9 protein-coding genes and 2 pseudogenes are annotated in these 15,238 nt (G+C 43.1%); 4 read left to right on the forward strand and 7 right to left on the reverse strand.

Features of this window, described 5'->3' with window-relative positions:
• Window positions 1–79: 79 nt before the first annotated feature.
• Both ACQKMP_RS00270 and ACQKMP_RS00275 read right to left on the reverse strand, forming a co-directional pair.
• A complete protein-coding gene (locus tag ACQKMP_RS00270) occupies window positions 80–949 on the reverse strand; it encodes a methyl-accepting chemotaxis protein (RefSeq protein WP_042188141.1) in 870 nt (289 codons plus the stop codon).
• A gap of 18 nt (window positions 950–967) precedes the next feature.
• The gene (locus tag ACQKMP_RS00275) at window positions 968–2,425 is read right to left on the reverse strand and encodes an aldehyde dehydrogenase family protein (protein WP_341126758.1); all 1,458 of its coding nucleotides are present in this window, start codon (window positions 2,423–2,425) and stop codon (window positions 968–970) included.
• 258 nt (window positions 2,426–2,683) lie between these two features.
• Between ACQKMP_RS00275 and ACQKMP_RS00280 the strand changes: the two genes are divergently transcribed.
• Both ACQKMP_RS00280 and shc read left to right on the forward strand, forming a co-directional pair.
• Window positions 2,684–3,130, forward strand: a complete 447-nt coding sequence (locus tag ACQKMP_RS00280; protein WP_042188137.1) for an OsmC family protein — start codon at window positions 2,684–2,686, stop codon at window positions 3,128–3,130.
• Between the two features lie 128 nt (window positions 3,131–3,258).
• On the forward strand, window positions 3,259–5,151 hold the full coding sequence (gene shc, locus ACQKMP_RS00285; RefSeq protein ID WP_427468601.1) for a squalene--hopene cyclase: 1,893 nt from the start codon (window positions 3,259–3,261) through the stop codon (window positions 5,149–5,151).
• A gap of 319 nt (window positions 5,152–5,470) precedes the next feature.
• On the opposite strand, the gene spoVB is transcribed toward shc, so the two are convergent.
• The gene (spoVB, locus tag ACQKMP_RS00290) at window positions 5,471–7,027 is read right to left on the reverse strand and encodes a stage V sporulation protein B (RefSeq protein WP_427468602.1); all 1,557 of its coding nucleotides are present in this window, start codon (window positions 7,025–7,027) and stop codon (window positions 5,471–5,473) included.
• 320 nt (window positions 7,028–7,347) lie between these two features.
• Window positions 7,348–10,137 carry a glycoside hydrolase family 3 C-terminal domain-containing protein gene (locus ACQKMP_RS00295; protein WP_427468603.1) on the reverse strand — a complete coding sequence of 930 codons (2,790 nt, stop codon included), beginning with the start codon at window positions 10,135–10,137 and terminating at the stop codon, window positions 7,348–7,350.
• Window positions 10,138–10,317: 180 nt separating this feature from the next.
• On the opposite strand from ACQKMP_RS00295, the pseudogene ACQKMP_RS00300 reads away from it, so the two are divergent.
• Both ACQKMP_RS00300 and ACQKMP_RS00305 read left to right on the forward strand, forming a co-directional pair.
• Window positions 10,318–10,602 (forward strand): annotated as a pseudogene (locus ACQKMP_RS00300) (rhodanese-like domain-containing protein); the annotation flags it as partial.
• A 6-nt stretch (window positions 10,603–10,608) separates the two neighbouring features.
• A pseudogene (locus tag ACQKMP_RS00305) lies at window positions 10,609–11,428 on the forward strand (MFS transporter); the annotation flags it as partial.
• Between the two features lie 68 nt (window positions 11,429–11,496).
• Here ACQKMP_RS00305 and ACQKMP_RS00310 read toward each other — a convergent pair.
• From ACQKMP_RS00310 to ACQKMP_RS00320, 3 genes are read right to left on the reverse strand one after another with little or no spacing between them, the layout of a single operon-like run.
• Window positions 11,497–12,825: a family 43 glycosylhydrolase gene (locus ACQKMP_RS00310; protein WP_427468604.1), complete on the reverse strand. Its 1,329-nt coding sequence runs from the start codon at window positions 12,823–12,825 to the stop codon at window positions 11,497–11,499.
• 37 nt (window positions 12,826–12,862) lie between these two features.
• On the reverse strand, window positions 12,863–13,705 hold the full coding sequence (locus tag ACQKMP_RS00315) for an NAD-dependent epimerase/dehydratase family protein (protein WP_427468605.1): 843 nt from the start codon (window positions 13,703–13,705) through the stop codon (window positions 12,863–12,865).
• A 43-nt stretch (window positions 13,706–13,748) separates the two neighbouring features.
• A complete protein-coding gene (locus ACQKMP_RS00320) occupies window positions 13,749–14,972 on the reverse strand; it encodes an enolase C-terminal domain-like protein (RefSeq protein ID WP_427468606.1) in 1,224 nt (407 codons plus the stop codon).
• Between the last annotated feature and the right edge of the window lie 266 nt (window positions 14,973–15,238).

A 15,238-nucleotide genomic window follows, 5' to 3' on the forward strand; every position in this document is an offset into this window, starting at 1 on the left:
CTTAAAGAGAGAAAAGAAATACAAGATAACTGTATTTCTTCTTATTAATTCTTATTAATGTATAATCAATGCTGATTGCTTATTGACTTTTATCTTTTCTAAAAAGCGTTTCTTCAGCAACCTGCGCTAGTTCCTCCGCTTTTAAGCTTATCTCTTGAATCGTTGCAGAAAATTCTTTAATTGCTCCTGATTGACTACCGGTAAGCGCGTGAATATCAGAAAACGTATGATTTAACCGTTGTAAAAGTTCCTGAATATTCTTAGAAATGCCATTAATCTGGTCCACATTTTCCTTGGAGCTCGTCGCCAGCTTCCGAATTTCATCGGCAACAACCGAAAATCCTCTCCCAAATTCTCCTGCTCTTGCCGCCTCAATAGAAGCGTTAAGTCCTAACATGTTGCTCTGATCCGAAATCTCTTTAACCACAGTCGAAATCTTTCCGATCTGCTGAGCACTGGAGCTAACATCCTTCATTTGGTTTGTTATGTCTGTCACACGACCGGTAAGATGAGAAACCGATTGGCTGATGTCATCAATAGATGCCGTTGTCTGTTCGACAATAGCGGAAAAACTTTCTGCCATTTCAAAAAGCTTATTCGCCTTCTCGAGGCTTGTCCCCATACCGATACCACCGATTACCTTGCCCTGCTCGTCATGAAGCGGTATCGCACGTGCAGCAAGCGGAAAACCAAACAGCTCTTTCGGAACGACAGCTGATAATGCTGTATCATTCCTAATCGCATTTGTTACAATATCCCCTTCCATCAGTGGGTCCCCAGGATTGACATTCAGCGAGAATGTTTTCCCCGGAATGTTGATGATCAGTTTTTCCGTGTCATAAATGCCAATTGTAATGTCATCGTTATAGAGACTATTCAGCAGTGGAGCCACTTTTACGAAAGCATTAATCAGTTCATGCTGTGTTTTTTCTACATTTATCTCATTCACGTTTTATCCTCCAAACCCTTAATAAGGGAGTTTTCTTTGTCCATAATTAACTGAAATCCATTTCATCGTTGTAAATTCATCCAAGCTCCATTTCCCATTTAAACGGCCTATACCGGACTGTTTCTCTCCTCCGAAAGCTACAATCGGCTCATCGTTAATCGTGACATCATTCACATGAACCATTCCAGTGTGGACCTTCTTAGCCATTTCTACACCACGCTCAAGATTGGAGGTATGAATTGCTCCGCTTAGCCCAAAACGCGTATCGTTGGCAATTTCAATAGCTTCCTCATCCGTTTCGAACGGAATGATACATACAACTGGTCCGAACAGCTCCTCTTGTGCAACAGCCATATCCGTTTTAACATTAATAAGGATAGTAGGCTCTACCATTCGGCCGGTAATCTTACCATGCAACAGAGGAACAGCGCCTTGTTCTATGCCCTTAGCAATTAACTTTTCCAGTGTCTCTGCTTGGCGGTGGTTGATGACTGGTCCAATGATGGTCTGTGGATCACTCGGATCACCTGTTGTAAGTGTAGATACCTTCTCTTTGAATTTATTTACAAAATCCTGATAGATCGTCTTATGTACAATGATTCTGTTGGCAGACATACAAATCTGACCTTGATGTGTGAATCTGCTGAATGTCGCAGCTTGTACTGCGTAGTCGAGATCCGCATCTTCCATGATAATGAACGCGCTATTGCCGCCAAGCTCAAGTAACGGTTTTTTGAAGTTCTTGATTGCCAGTTGACCTATATAGCTTCCAACCTTAGTCGAACCCGTGAAGGAAATGATTCTCGGAATCGGATGCTCGACGAACGCGTCGCCAATCTCCTTTATATCCGTCACTACAACATTTAATAGCCCCTTCGGTACACCTGCTTCTTCAAAAATTTTGCCGATCAGAGTTCCACCCGTAATGGGTGAATCCTCGTGTGGTTTAAGTACCACACCATTTCCAGCACCCAGCGCAGGAGCAACCGACTTCATAGACAAGAAGAAAGGAAAGTTAAAAGGACTAATCACCCCAACCACGCCTGCAGGGATGCGGTACAGCCGATTCTCCTTACCATCCTCTGTAGAAGGCAGGATCTTACCCTCCATTCTAAGTGGGAACGTTGCCGCTTCTTTTACCATATTTTTTACAAGACCAATCTCAAATGCTGCCTTCAGCCTCGTTCCACCCAGTTCCTTAACAATAATGGATGTAATTTCTTCCTCATTCGCTTCAATATATTTAACAGCGTTCTCAAGGATGTCACGTTTAATATACGGGTTAACCTTATCCCATTCCAGCTTTGCTTTATAAGCTGCTTGATAAGCATCGTCAATGTCAGCAACGCTGGCAATTTGAAAAGTATGGATTACATCATCATTATATGGATTGATGTCTGTCAGTGTTTTACTACTCTTCCCTTCTCTCCATTCCCCACCTATAAATTGTTTTCCTAGTTCTGAATAGTTCATAATATCCCTCCAGTGTATATAAATACCAAACAATCTATATATTTATCGACATAATAGAGATAGTTGTGAAGTCAATTTTCATATTCACGTAAACGTCATTTCAACGACACATTATCTACCTCCAATAAAACAAATCAAGTATTGACAAGGTACAAAGAATAGAACTATAATCTAAACAATTCCTAGAAAAATACTATGAATTACATAAAATTCGAAACATCTAATCATAATTGGGTTGTCCAGAAGAAGGAGTGTAGACAAATGCCAAATGTTCAAACTTTCAAAGCAACTGCCCATTTACAAGATGGGGTTAAAGTCATTACAAAAGCAAGACAATTCGAGCTCGTCATCGATGAACCACAAAATCTTGGGGGTACGGATACAGGAATGAATCCTGTTGAAGCTTTGCTTGCTTCTTTAGGGGCCTGCCAATCTATTGTGGCTCGAGTTTATGCTTCCAAATTTGAGGTAGAGCTTGAAGATTTCAGAGTAGACGTGGAAGGTGATCTGGACCTCGATGGATTTTTTAATCGTTCTGAAGTCCGTCCCGGCTATTCAGATATTCGCTATACATTCTACATAAAGACCCCATCCCCTGCCGAGAAGGTCGAAGCATTCGTACAATTTTTAGAAAGCAAATGCCCTGTGGGTGACACGATTGCTGCCCCGGTAAATCTTAAGCTGAACCGTATCGTGATTGAAAATTAACCGATTGATTAGCTAAATATTATCAAGGGCTGTGAGGTTGCATAAAGCAACTTTACAGTCCTTTTTCATTTCAACCTCTCATCCATCATATAATACTAAAAATGAAGGACCTCGGAGGTACCTAGGGAATGAATCCTATACTGAGCACAGTAGATAATGAGATCGAGCGTTTAACGGCATTCCTGATTGATCAACAGCAGCAAGATGGATCTTGGCACTTTTGTTTTGAGAATGGAATCGTTATCGATGCCTATGTCATCATTCTCTTTCGGATTTTGAACGTACAGAATGAAGCCCTGATTCGACAGCTACATGATCGCATTCTTGCTGAGCAGCAATCCGCTGGATTCTGGCAATTGTATAGAGATGAAAAAGATGGTAACTTATCCACCTCGGTTGAAGCCTACTACGCCCTTCTCTATTCTGGGTACAGTAAGGTGACAGATGAGCCGATATTGCGCGCAAAGCATTATATTCAATCCAAAGGAGGAATTGGAAAAGTAACTAGCATCCTAACCAGAGTCATTCTCGCAGCTACTGGACAGAGCAAATGGCCTTTATCGATCTCTTCGATTCCCCTAGAAGTTCTGTTGTTCCCGTCTTATTTTCCTATTAACTATTTTGAGTTCTCTGGCTACTCAAGAGTGCATCTCACGCCTATGCTTATTATGGCCGATCGACGTTTCTCGATCTCAACAGCGAATGCTCCTGATCTATCTGATCTCATAGACACACGCATTGAAGATGCTGAACCAGCTTCCCGTGGATATCATGAGCTGCAGGACGTTATTCAAACTGGCCTAAGCAGACTTCTTGGAAGCCCTCGCTACATTCACGAAGTTGCCCGAACCAAAGCAGAACAGTTTATTCTCCAGCGGATTGAATCCGACGGGACTCTATACAGTTACGCAACTAGTACAATTCTTATGGTCTATGCCCTTCTGGCTCTGGACTATGACCAGCAGCATCCTCTGATTACGAATGCCATAAATGGGCTTACCGCGATGCAATGCCGTTCTGAAAGTAAAACAACAATTCAAAACTCTCCGTCTACGATATGGGACACGGCTCTAATCGCTTATGCTTTACAGGAGGCACAAATTCCCGATCATCATCTCGCGATTCAACGTGCTACTTCGTATCTGCTGACCAGACAACAGCATAAAACTGCTGATTGGAGTATTCATAATCCGGATACGACTCCGGGGGGATGGGGTTTCTCAGAATCTAATACGATTAATCCGGATGTGGATGATACGACCGCTGCTTTACGAGCCATTCGAAGTTTATCAATAACTCAGCCATCCTATCTAGAGTCATGGAATCGTGGACTGAACTGGGTCCTATCGATGCAGAATAAAGACGGTGGCTGGCCAGCTTTTGAAAAAAACACCAATAAAGAAATGCTCACTTGGCTCGCAATCGATGGGGCTAAATCTGCTGCTATTGATCCCTCGGAGGCAGATCTAACCGGGCGCACCTTGGAGTATCTCGGGAACTTTGCCGACCTTGATACGCGAAACGAATTCATCGGGCGAGGTGTGAAATGGCTGATTCAGCATCAGGAGAAGGATGGCTCATGGTACGGAAGATGGGGCGTTTGTTACATCTATGGGACTTGGGCTGCCTTAACAGGATTGCAGGCCGTTGGCCTGCCACTGGAACATGAAACATTGCAAAAAGGAGCGAATTGGCTCCTAAGCATACAGAACTCGGATGGGGGTTGGGGGGAATCTTGTCATAGTGATCGGCTATTGAAGTATGTACCATTTGGCGAAAGTACGCCTTCCCAAACCGCATGGGCGCTTGACGCAATCATCACCATTCAGCCGAAATCAACAGCAGCGGTGGAAAAAGGGATTGAAAGATTAATCATGTCTATTCATGAAGAGGATTGGAAAACTTCTTATCCAACTGGTGCTGGTCTCCCCGGTAATTTCTATTCCAATTATCATAGTTATCGCTATATCTGGCCGTTACTTACACTGAGTCATTTTAGAAAAAAATACGGTCAAAGATAATACTAGGTAATAACTAGCGTAGTCCTGCTTCACTTCTAAAGTGTCTCATAAAAGCTAGATCGCGACTTTATGTAGTCCTCTTTTGGATCTAGCTCCCCTTTCCAATAGCCCGCTCCTGTATGTATTCATCAGTTCAAACAAAATTCGTAAAAAACATCAGAGCAGCGATCATCCGTTATTGGAGAATCGTTGCTCTGATGTTATGAACCGGGGGTTGAATACTTTTGTCCGTTACCTTCATCCGCCTCCATACTGTTACACAGAGGGTTACATCAATATTCGATTTACTTTTTGGAGCACGACACCGAAATATCCCCTTTCAAGAAACAGGCGTAATCGTCGGCGGTTTCGGTGACCGTTCCCAAGCATGAGTTACCTGCAATGTTGCAGCATAGGTGATCAATGAAACGATTAGCGCTCCGGACAGTTCAATGATCTGCCCCAGGTCCATTCGTTGCAGAATACCATGAGCCGTCATCCCGCAAATTGTCATGATAATTCCTCCCGCACCCACCTTGAATACAATGCGAAAGTCAAAATAAAATCCGATCGTTCCTGCCACAGACATAAAATTCAGCAGCGTCAGCAGCAAAAGCCCCAGTCCGAACCCTATAGCAACCCCTTCGATGCCAATATTAGAACCGAGAACAAAGATCGCAATCACTTCAAAGATATTCGTAAGAATATGGTTCCACATGACGGTTGATGCTTTCCCCAAACCAAGCAGAATCGCTTGCAGTGGTGCTCCAAAATAATAAAGGAAAAATAAGGGGGCAATCAACCTTAGCAGCTCGCCCGCTTCTGGCGAATGATAGATCAAAGTAGTTAATGGTACAGCCCATAAGTACAGGATGATTGTACATGGAAGACCAACAATAAGCGCGGATCGCATAGCCATATCCATCCGACTATGCATAAGCTTGCTATTATTGCTTACACTCGCTTCGCTGATCGCCGGAATTAATGCAGTGGACAACGATTGAGTGAAGAAGCTGGGGAGAAACAACATGGGGAGAGCATATCCCGCTAAAAGTCCGAATTGCTTAGTCGCCATCTCAACCCCCACACCAAACAGGACTAGACTTTTCGTAATCAGCAATGGGAGAAACGCATGATAGAGAGAATGAATAAATCCGCTGCCTGTCATCGGTAAGCCGATGCGCAGCAGATCTTTCAACGTACTGTCTCCTTTAGGTGAAAAACTTGAACTAGGCGGTGGGGTGGTTTTGATCTTCCCTCGATTTGCCCATTTGAAGACAGCAAACAAATAGAGCAAACCAAAACCTTCGCCGATCACGGAAGCCGCCATAGCGCCCGCAGCTGCATAAGCAATCCCATAAGGCAGCAAAACGTTGACAACACCGATAATGACAATGATTTGCGCCAAATTCTCAATAATATCGGAAAAGGCCAGCGGGTTCATATTCTGTTTTCCACGAAAATAACCTTTCAATACAGCTGACATCGCGATAATTGGAATGATCGGCGTAATAGCGACCATAGCATAATACGCCCGCTGATCGGCTAAAAAAACCGACGCGATCCATTTGGAGCCAAATAGAGCCACTAAAGTTAGTATAATACTCAACGTACCCGTAATACTTAAGGATACTGTGAGAATTCGCTTTACTCGCGCTTCATCCTGCTTAACTTCAGCTTCTGAGACAAGCTTTGAAATCGCAACAGGAAGCCCCAGCTCTGTCAACGTAATAAACAAGGGTAGCAGTGGATGAGCAATCATAAGCAGCCCTACCCCCTCGGCTCCTAAGAAACGTGCCAGCAAAACGCCATTCAAAAATCCAAGCCCTTTTGTAAAAAATGACGACACGGTTAAAATGAACGTGCCACGAATAAAGCTTTGTTTACGCATCCCCATTTCTACGCATCTCCACCTATGGTTTGTCCTGGCCCTACTTTCTAACTTATTCGAACAAACACAAGTACATGCAGACAAGTATTTGTAAAGTATATAATCTGCAAAAAGCCCGACACACCATAGTTGGTGTACCGGTCAATTTCCTCATATTTTAGTATCCAATAAAGGAGTCGAAATCACTCCTACATACTCATGTGGAGCAGTGGAAATGAAATATATGAACCCCCGCAACAATAAGTACAACAAAAAAACCGCGAAATATATCGCGGTTTTTAGAAATGAACTATATTTACTATCTATCTAACATTAACGCATGACACCTAGTCGATTTTATTGAATTCAATCCAATCGATCTGCAAACCTGGTTTGATGAACTCCAATTTCATATCATAAAGACCTGCTTCGAGTTCAACTTTCACAAGCTTTTGTCTGATCCACTGACCTTCAGTACCATTTGTTTGAATGGTTGTCATCAATTGATCATTCACTGATACATTGCACGCACTTTGAGCCAGCTCAGGTTCCGTTGACATGATATGCACCAGGATACGGTACTGACCAGCCTGCTCCACTTTAAAGCTAGTCGATCCTTCTACGACAGGTTTAACCTGTGGATTCTGTGATAAGGATTGAGCTTGTTCTTCAGTAAGTGAAGGATTAGCTTTAAAGAACTCTACAGTTTCTACAATTTCCTGTTTTCTCGAGAATACAGGTGCATTCATGATAAACTCACAAATGTTTATGGCAGAACGTTGGAGCTCTCCACGGGTTAACGTGCCATTTTCCAACGACTCAATGGTGTTATCATTCCATCCGTTAATTTCTGAACCATAGTTAGGTACAACCATGTAGAGGTCGTTTTGTGCACGAACCATGAAATTTGTAAATTTCCGATCTGCTGGTCCACCATTAACTACATCATTCATGATCGCCCACCAGTCAGTCATTACAATGCCTTTAAAGCCCCACTCTCCACGAAGAATCGTGGTGTTCAAATCATAATTCGAAGCCGCCCAGTGTCCATTAACTGGATTGTAGGAGGTCATTATAGAATTCGAACCGCCCTGCTTCACGGAGATTTCAAAACCTTTCAAATAAATCTCACGAAGTGCACGTTCAGACACCACGGCGTTTACTTTACTACGATGTTTCTCCTGATTGTTACAAGCGAAATGCTTCATCGTAGCGGTTGAGCCGCCTTTCAAGATACCGCGAGTACATGCAGCAGCAAACACCCCAGAGATCAAAGGATCTTCTGAAAAATACTCAAAGTTACGTCCATTAAGCGGACTGCGTCGGATATTAAGGCCAGGTCCAAGCAAGGAATCCACGTTATTTCTTAACAACTCTTGCCCTTCCATAACATAAAGCTCTTCTACCAAATCCGCATTCCAAGTAGCTGCAAGAAGCGTTCCGATAGCAACTTGAGTCGCCTTTGCTCCGCTGTCCATACGAATCCCTGAAGGACCATCAGCTGTACAAGCCACTGGAATTCCGAGATTAAATAAACTGTCACTTACGCCTCCAAATGCAGAAGCTGTGCCCGGTGTAACTAAAGGACTGCTCATCCCTTCACCACGTACAATTGCAGCCAAATCCTCATCACTGAGCTGTGCAATGAAGGCTTCCATGCTAACCTTCTGTTCATATACGTCTCTTAATTTATATCCTTTATTACCTGTTTGTGAGATCGTCTCTGGAAGATTAGTTTCAATTCGCTCAGCCAACGAAATTTTACGTTTAGGAACTTCAACATAAACAATCTCGTACGAACCGTCCGCCTTCTGAGCACCTGGCATCATTCTCGTAAAGCTTTCTGTAGGCGCGAGCGCTTCTTGCAATTGCTCCACAACTTGAAGAGCTTCAACGACATAGCCTTCATTACCCTCAACACCGACTGCCACCACTTGTTTAACACTAGTTCCCACATACAAGCGGTACGTTCCTTCTTCGAGAACATAGGCAGAAGCATGTCCTGTTACGCCTGCGTCATCATAAGAAGCCATAGAATGAGCTGAGAAACTCACGGTAAGGCGCTGTGCTTCACCCGGTTCAAGAACTTTCGTCTTACCGAATGACACCAGAGCTTTAGCTGGTTTACCAAGCTTACCTTGCGGAGCTTCATAATAGACCTGAACAACCTCTTTACCAGCAAAGGAAGTTCCTGTATTGGTAACGGTTACGCCGATTTCAATGAAAGACTCGCCTTCTTTGGTAATCAACTTGGCTTCTTCTGGCTCGATACTAAAAGTTGTATAAGATAAACCATAACCAAATTCAAATTGAACCTTATCTGGGCAAAATGTCTCGAAATAACGATATCCTACATAGATATCTTCCTGATACAAGTTCGTAAATTCATTGCCGTAATTCTGTGTTGATGGGTAATCATTGATGGAATAAGCGATTGTATCCGTCAGTTTACCACTTGGAGTTACCTCTCCAGACAGCACATCTGCAATCGCATTTCCGCCTTCCATACCACCCTGCCATGAATAAATCACAGTTGAAATTGGATATTTATAGCTTTCATCGTTCATCCAGTTCATATCAATAATGTTGGAGACATTCAGGACAACGATTGTTTGCTCAAAATATGTAGTTACCTGCTTCAGCATTGCCTGTTCATCATTTGTCAATTGGTAGCTGCCCGGTGCATCAGCATTATCCTGATCTTCCCCTGCCGTGCGTCCAATTACAAGAATGGCTTTATTCGATTTGTTTCTAGCTTCGGAAACCAATTCATTGCTCAAAGACATTTCCTTCTGATGCCAAGGTTCTGCAGCCCATGCGCCTCCACCATTATCAAATGGATTCTGTTCAATCCACTTTTCATAGACAGCAGCCAGCTCTTCGTTAACTGTAAAGTTCTTCTTAGTGCGAAGACCATCCAATAAATTGGTCGTATAAGTAACATGGACACTACCGCCGGAACCTGTACCACTGCGATAATAATTCACTTGGGATCTGCCAAAAATCGCAACATTATCGCCTTCGCCAAGCGGAAGTACCTGATTATCATTCTTCACCAGCACCGCACCTTCAGCGGCTACTGTCCGGCTAAATTCTGCAAAACCTTCTAATGGAATTCCCACATTCTGTGTGCTCAACTTATTTCCTCCTGTTGTTCAATTCTATAGGTTGTTTCTTGAAATCTTCATTCCTTTAATAACATGCTAACAATGCATCTATATCATTATAGTACATTGGAAAACTGGAATATATATAATAATTAACTTTATTAATATAATAATTTTAGTTTGGACCCTTCACTAATTTAATTACGAATAGTTTTGCTGTTGGATGTAAGACCGAAGGAAGAATATGATGTGGCACATATTCCAGGGGCTATATCTATTCCTATTGAAGAATTAGAAGAGAAGCTTGCTTCCTTACCCTCAAATTATGATGTAGTCGCTTATTGTAGAGGACCTTGCTGTTTAATGTCCGTGGAGGCAGTCGAATTAAAAACAAAAGCAAGAACATTAAGAAGTGTTGCTAGTAAGGCCGAAAATCTAATGTCGACGAAAGTTAGTGATTCTACAAGTATTAGCAATCAGGCTGAATGGTTATAAAGTTACCTCGTTTCTCCAGAAAAACAACGCCAATTATATCGGAAAACACTAATTATTGTCATCATTTCGCAAATTTTTGGAGGAGCAGGTCTTGCTGCTGCACTATTTACACTAGGATCTGCTGGGGCAGCATTATTTGTAGGACATCTATCTCAAAGATTCGGAAGGCGTAGTGGTCTTGCTACTGGCTTCTTAATAGGCGGATTAGGAGCAATCGGAGTCGTAATTTCTGCTTTAACTAATAATATTCTACTTTTAATGTTCTCATTGCTTATCTATGGAGCAGGCACAGCAACTAATTTGCAGACACGTTATGCGGGTACAGATCTGGCGGCCCCCACTCAACGAGCAACAGCGATTAGCATCGCGTTGGTTTCAACTACATTTGGTGCTGTTGCTGGGCCAAACTTAGTTATTGTAATGGGGAAGTTCGCTGAATCTATTGGTGTCCCGGCTCTTGCAGGACCGTTCATTCTAGCTGCTGCAGCATACATTGTCGCTGCTTTAATCCTTCTAGCTTTACTTAGATCAGATCCGCTCGTTGTTGCAAAAGCTCTTGCAGAGGCACTAAGCTCCACTCCAAGTCATCCTGATCATTCAACAGGAAATACAGCTTCTTTCAACAAAAAGGGCGTTATTATTGGAGCCACAGTAATCAGTAGATGTCTTGATCGCGTTGGCAGGAGCATCTGGTAGAGCTTTATCTGGTATGATTTTAGCAAATTCCAGTTACGCCCTTTTATCACTTGGTGGAGGCTTCGTTGCATTATTGCTTATTCCAGTCGTTCTTTCGTCTCGAAATTTGAATAACAATAACAAAGGTTGACCTCAAGAAAGATGTGAGATCAACCTTTGACTTTTAATAGTAATTTATTTTAAAAAATAGCGTACATTTCAATCCACAAGTGGGCTAATCGTCATTTGTATAATACTAATTTCACCATGACCGCCCGTGATTCTCAGCGTATTAATAGCACCCGGCAATACATTGACGGTAATATTCGTACGGCCACTAAATTGTTGAGCTCCACCAGTGGAGAGGGCATTAAGGAGCGAGTAATCCTTATCATTGACGTATAAATTCACTTTTGCCAGACGTTCACTCGTAGCATAATGAAGTTCAATGGAAGCTCTGCCGCCCTCTCCTCCCTCTACATTATTGAAAAGAACGTAGGAACCCTCTATTTGTAAGTGATTCACCACCTGTTGACCTGATTCTAGACTCTGTATTTCTGCTCCTCCAAAAACCATACAATCCGCAGCCGGATATGTCTTAAGATTAGGACTTACTTCCAGTGCAGCTCCAATCGATGAGACGCCCTCTTTTGTCTGAATAACCGGCTTGATCGTACCGTCTTCTTTGAACTCTAGGTAATCGATACACACGCTACGCAGATTGCCTTCTCCAGAAATGGCCTGATTATGATAGAACAAATACCATTGGTCTTTGAACTCCACCACAGAACCATGAGTTGTTGAACAGCCTGTCGGCTCTAGAAAGATCCCTCTGTACATCCACGGACCAAGCGGATTCTCACTGGTTGCGTATCTCATTCGATTATTGTCTTCTAAGTTATCCGCATAGGTAAAGTAGTAAAGACCGTTTCTTTTGAATACCCAGGCTGCTTCATGGAAATCTTCTAGTCCCTCCATTTCAGTCATCCCGTTCTTCAGAGACACCATATCTTCATTCAGTTCCCCGCCAAGACATGTACTCCCTCCACCGTAATACATATAAGCGCGATCATCTTCGTCCACTAACACACATGGATCGATCAAAGCGAATCCACCAAGCCCTGGAATATATCCCTGATCGGTAAAATCACTTGCTGGCTTCTTACTTGTCGCTACCCCAATTTTCCACGAATCATTCCAATTCGAGTCACTCGGATGAGGATAATAGAAATAGTAGGTTCCATTCTTGTACGCACAGTCTGGAGCCCACATGAAACCGCCTTCAGGTCTGCCCCAAGCGACATCGTCCGAACTAAGAATTTCACCTTCATCCACCCAATTCACCATATCTTGAGAGGAAAACACGTGGTATCTGTCCATAAGATCACAGCCTCTGGCTGGATCCATATCATGGGAAGCGTAAATATATATCTTACCATCACTCCAGACATGAGCTGATGGGTCAGCCGTATAGATGGATGTAATTACAGGATTCAAAGATGTTCTCTTTTTTGATTCGACAATTATATCTTGATTGTTGTTAGACATGATAAGACCTCCTGAAGTATGCTTTTTTAATAGGTTGCTATTCTACTTCTGTATTTGACCATGAGTATTTAGGTTGCCAAGACAGGAGCTTTTTCGCCAGAACATTACTGACAATAGCCTCTCTATCTTGGAATGTCTTACGCAAGTCTCCTACTTCAGAGTAAAAGCTCTTCAGCAGTTCTTCTGTTGTTCGGTCACTTAATGTATCATCTCCAGTGATGTTCAGGTGGATGGCTCCATTAAGTTCAGCTTGAAGAGCGGCAATACAAGCCGTCACTGCATCCCGAATATCAATATAACTCCATAAAATAGGTTTGAACGTCTCCGGTTTTGCTATCGCAAGATGTCGATAATCTCCAGGACGAGTAATCATAGAGAAACGTAGGGATGTCACCTGCATACCGTTTCTCCGGTGAAACATTTCAGCAGTCAGCTCGTTGACGACTTTGGAGAGTCCATAACATTCTTGCGGTAGCTGTGGATGGTCTTCGTCTACCGGAAAATAATGCGGTGAAAAGGGTTGTGGAGCCCAAGCAAATCCGTAGGAAGACTCACTTGAGCCCATTATCACTTTACGAATACCCAAGAGAGAAGCCGCTTCCAGTACATGAAAACCAGCCACTGTATTGTTCGCATAAATATAAGAATGTGGATAATGAATCGGAGCAGGTATTGCAGCTAAATGTATGATAGCATCTACGCCTTCAAGCGATCCCACCACTTGCCCGAAATCATTCAGATCGACTTTAATCTGCTTGCAATGAATTCGATCAGACAGATGATTATCTAACGACACAACATCATATTTCTGCTCTTGGAGCATCCCGATTACTTGAGAGCCAAGTTTGCCCCCACCACCAGTAACGGCAATAGTGTTCATTTCATTATACCTCCTTGATCTGCGTTTATTTTAGTACTGTAATCTAAGGGCGCACCAATGTTCCGTCTGCTTTGCGGTCCAGAGGATAAGGTCGGTGATATTGACTAGAACTCCATTGTTCTCTGAGAAGAGATTTAGCCTGCACTTCATCGATATCAATACCTAATCCCGGTTTGTCAGAGGGGTACAGGTACCCACCTTGTCTGACGATATGTCCTGGAAAAGCTTCTAATTCTTCCTGCTTGAAATGATTAATTTCCTGGATGCCGAAGTTCCAGAGTGCCATATCTAGATGAACTGCAGCTGCCTGGTTCACTGGATCATTTTCTCCTCCTTCTTGCCAAGCCGTGCGGACACCGTAGATTTCACCCAATGCGGCTATTTTACGACAGGCACTGATGCCCCCTGCCTTAGAAACTCGTACCCTAATAAAATCAATCAGTTTCTCCTGCATAAGCCCTGTCCATTCCTGCGGGTTCACAAATAACTCACCCACAGCCTGCGGTGTTGCGCTCTGTTGCCGAAGCTGGCGGTACCAACCAATCTGCTCTGGTGCTATTGCATCCTCTAAGTAGAAAAGACTGTAAGGCTCTAAGCGTTTTGAGAGTTGAATCGCATGTATAGGCGAGAGGTGCTCATGAACATCATGAGTGAACTGAACGCCGGATCCAAATTCCACACGAAGCTTCTCGAACATGTCAGGAATGGCATTCAGATAAGCATGCTCGTCAAATACAGGACCACTGCTCCAAGGATGGACAGGAAGCTTCGCTTCCTTCCCGCTGACAAACCCACCACCGCCGTATCCTCCCATCTGGACACGAATCACTGTGTAACCTTCCTCTATGAATTTATAGACATCTTCCTTGAGCTCTGTGATATCAGCGCCACCAGCATGGCCATAACAAGGGACCGCCGAACGACAGGCACCTCCCAGAAGCTGATAGACTGGCAGGTTCGCTTTTTTGCCTTTGATATCCCACAAGGCCATATCAATACCACCGATAGCCGTGTTTAGAATCGCACCGTTTCTCCAATATCCACTCATATGCATAAGATGCCAGAGGTCTTCAATGTTCGCCGGATCACGCCCCTTTAGAAGTGGTGCAAGCAGTTGTTCAACAACTTGAACTACAGCCTCAGGATTATACAAATCTGATGCGGAACCAATCCCATATAATCCATCCTGATCCGTCGTTACTTTCACAATCGTCCAACTTCCATCATGTCTGGTACGGATGCATTCTACTCCTGTTATTTTTGCCATGATTTCACCATCCCCTTTTGTGTCGCTTTTATTTTAATGCAATCATCGACACATCCAAACGGGACGTTATTAAACTTTCCACCGCATTTCTATCCTCTTCCTGTTGATAGAATAGAATGGAACAAAAAACGTCCCAGACTGTCGTTAATCGACAACTTGGGACGCCTTTTTATTAATCAAAAACCCTTATGATAATCACTTCAAATTATAAATCCGATACAGTAGGACTGCGGTCTTCGCACGTTTCAGCATGCCTTCTGAATTCA

It is taken from the genome of Paenibacillus sp. NPDC101420 (genome assembly GCF_050277435.1).
Taxonomy (GTDB): domain Bacteria; phylum Bacillota; class Bacilli; order Paenibacillales; family Paenibacillaceae; genus Paenibacillus_AQ.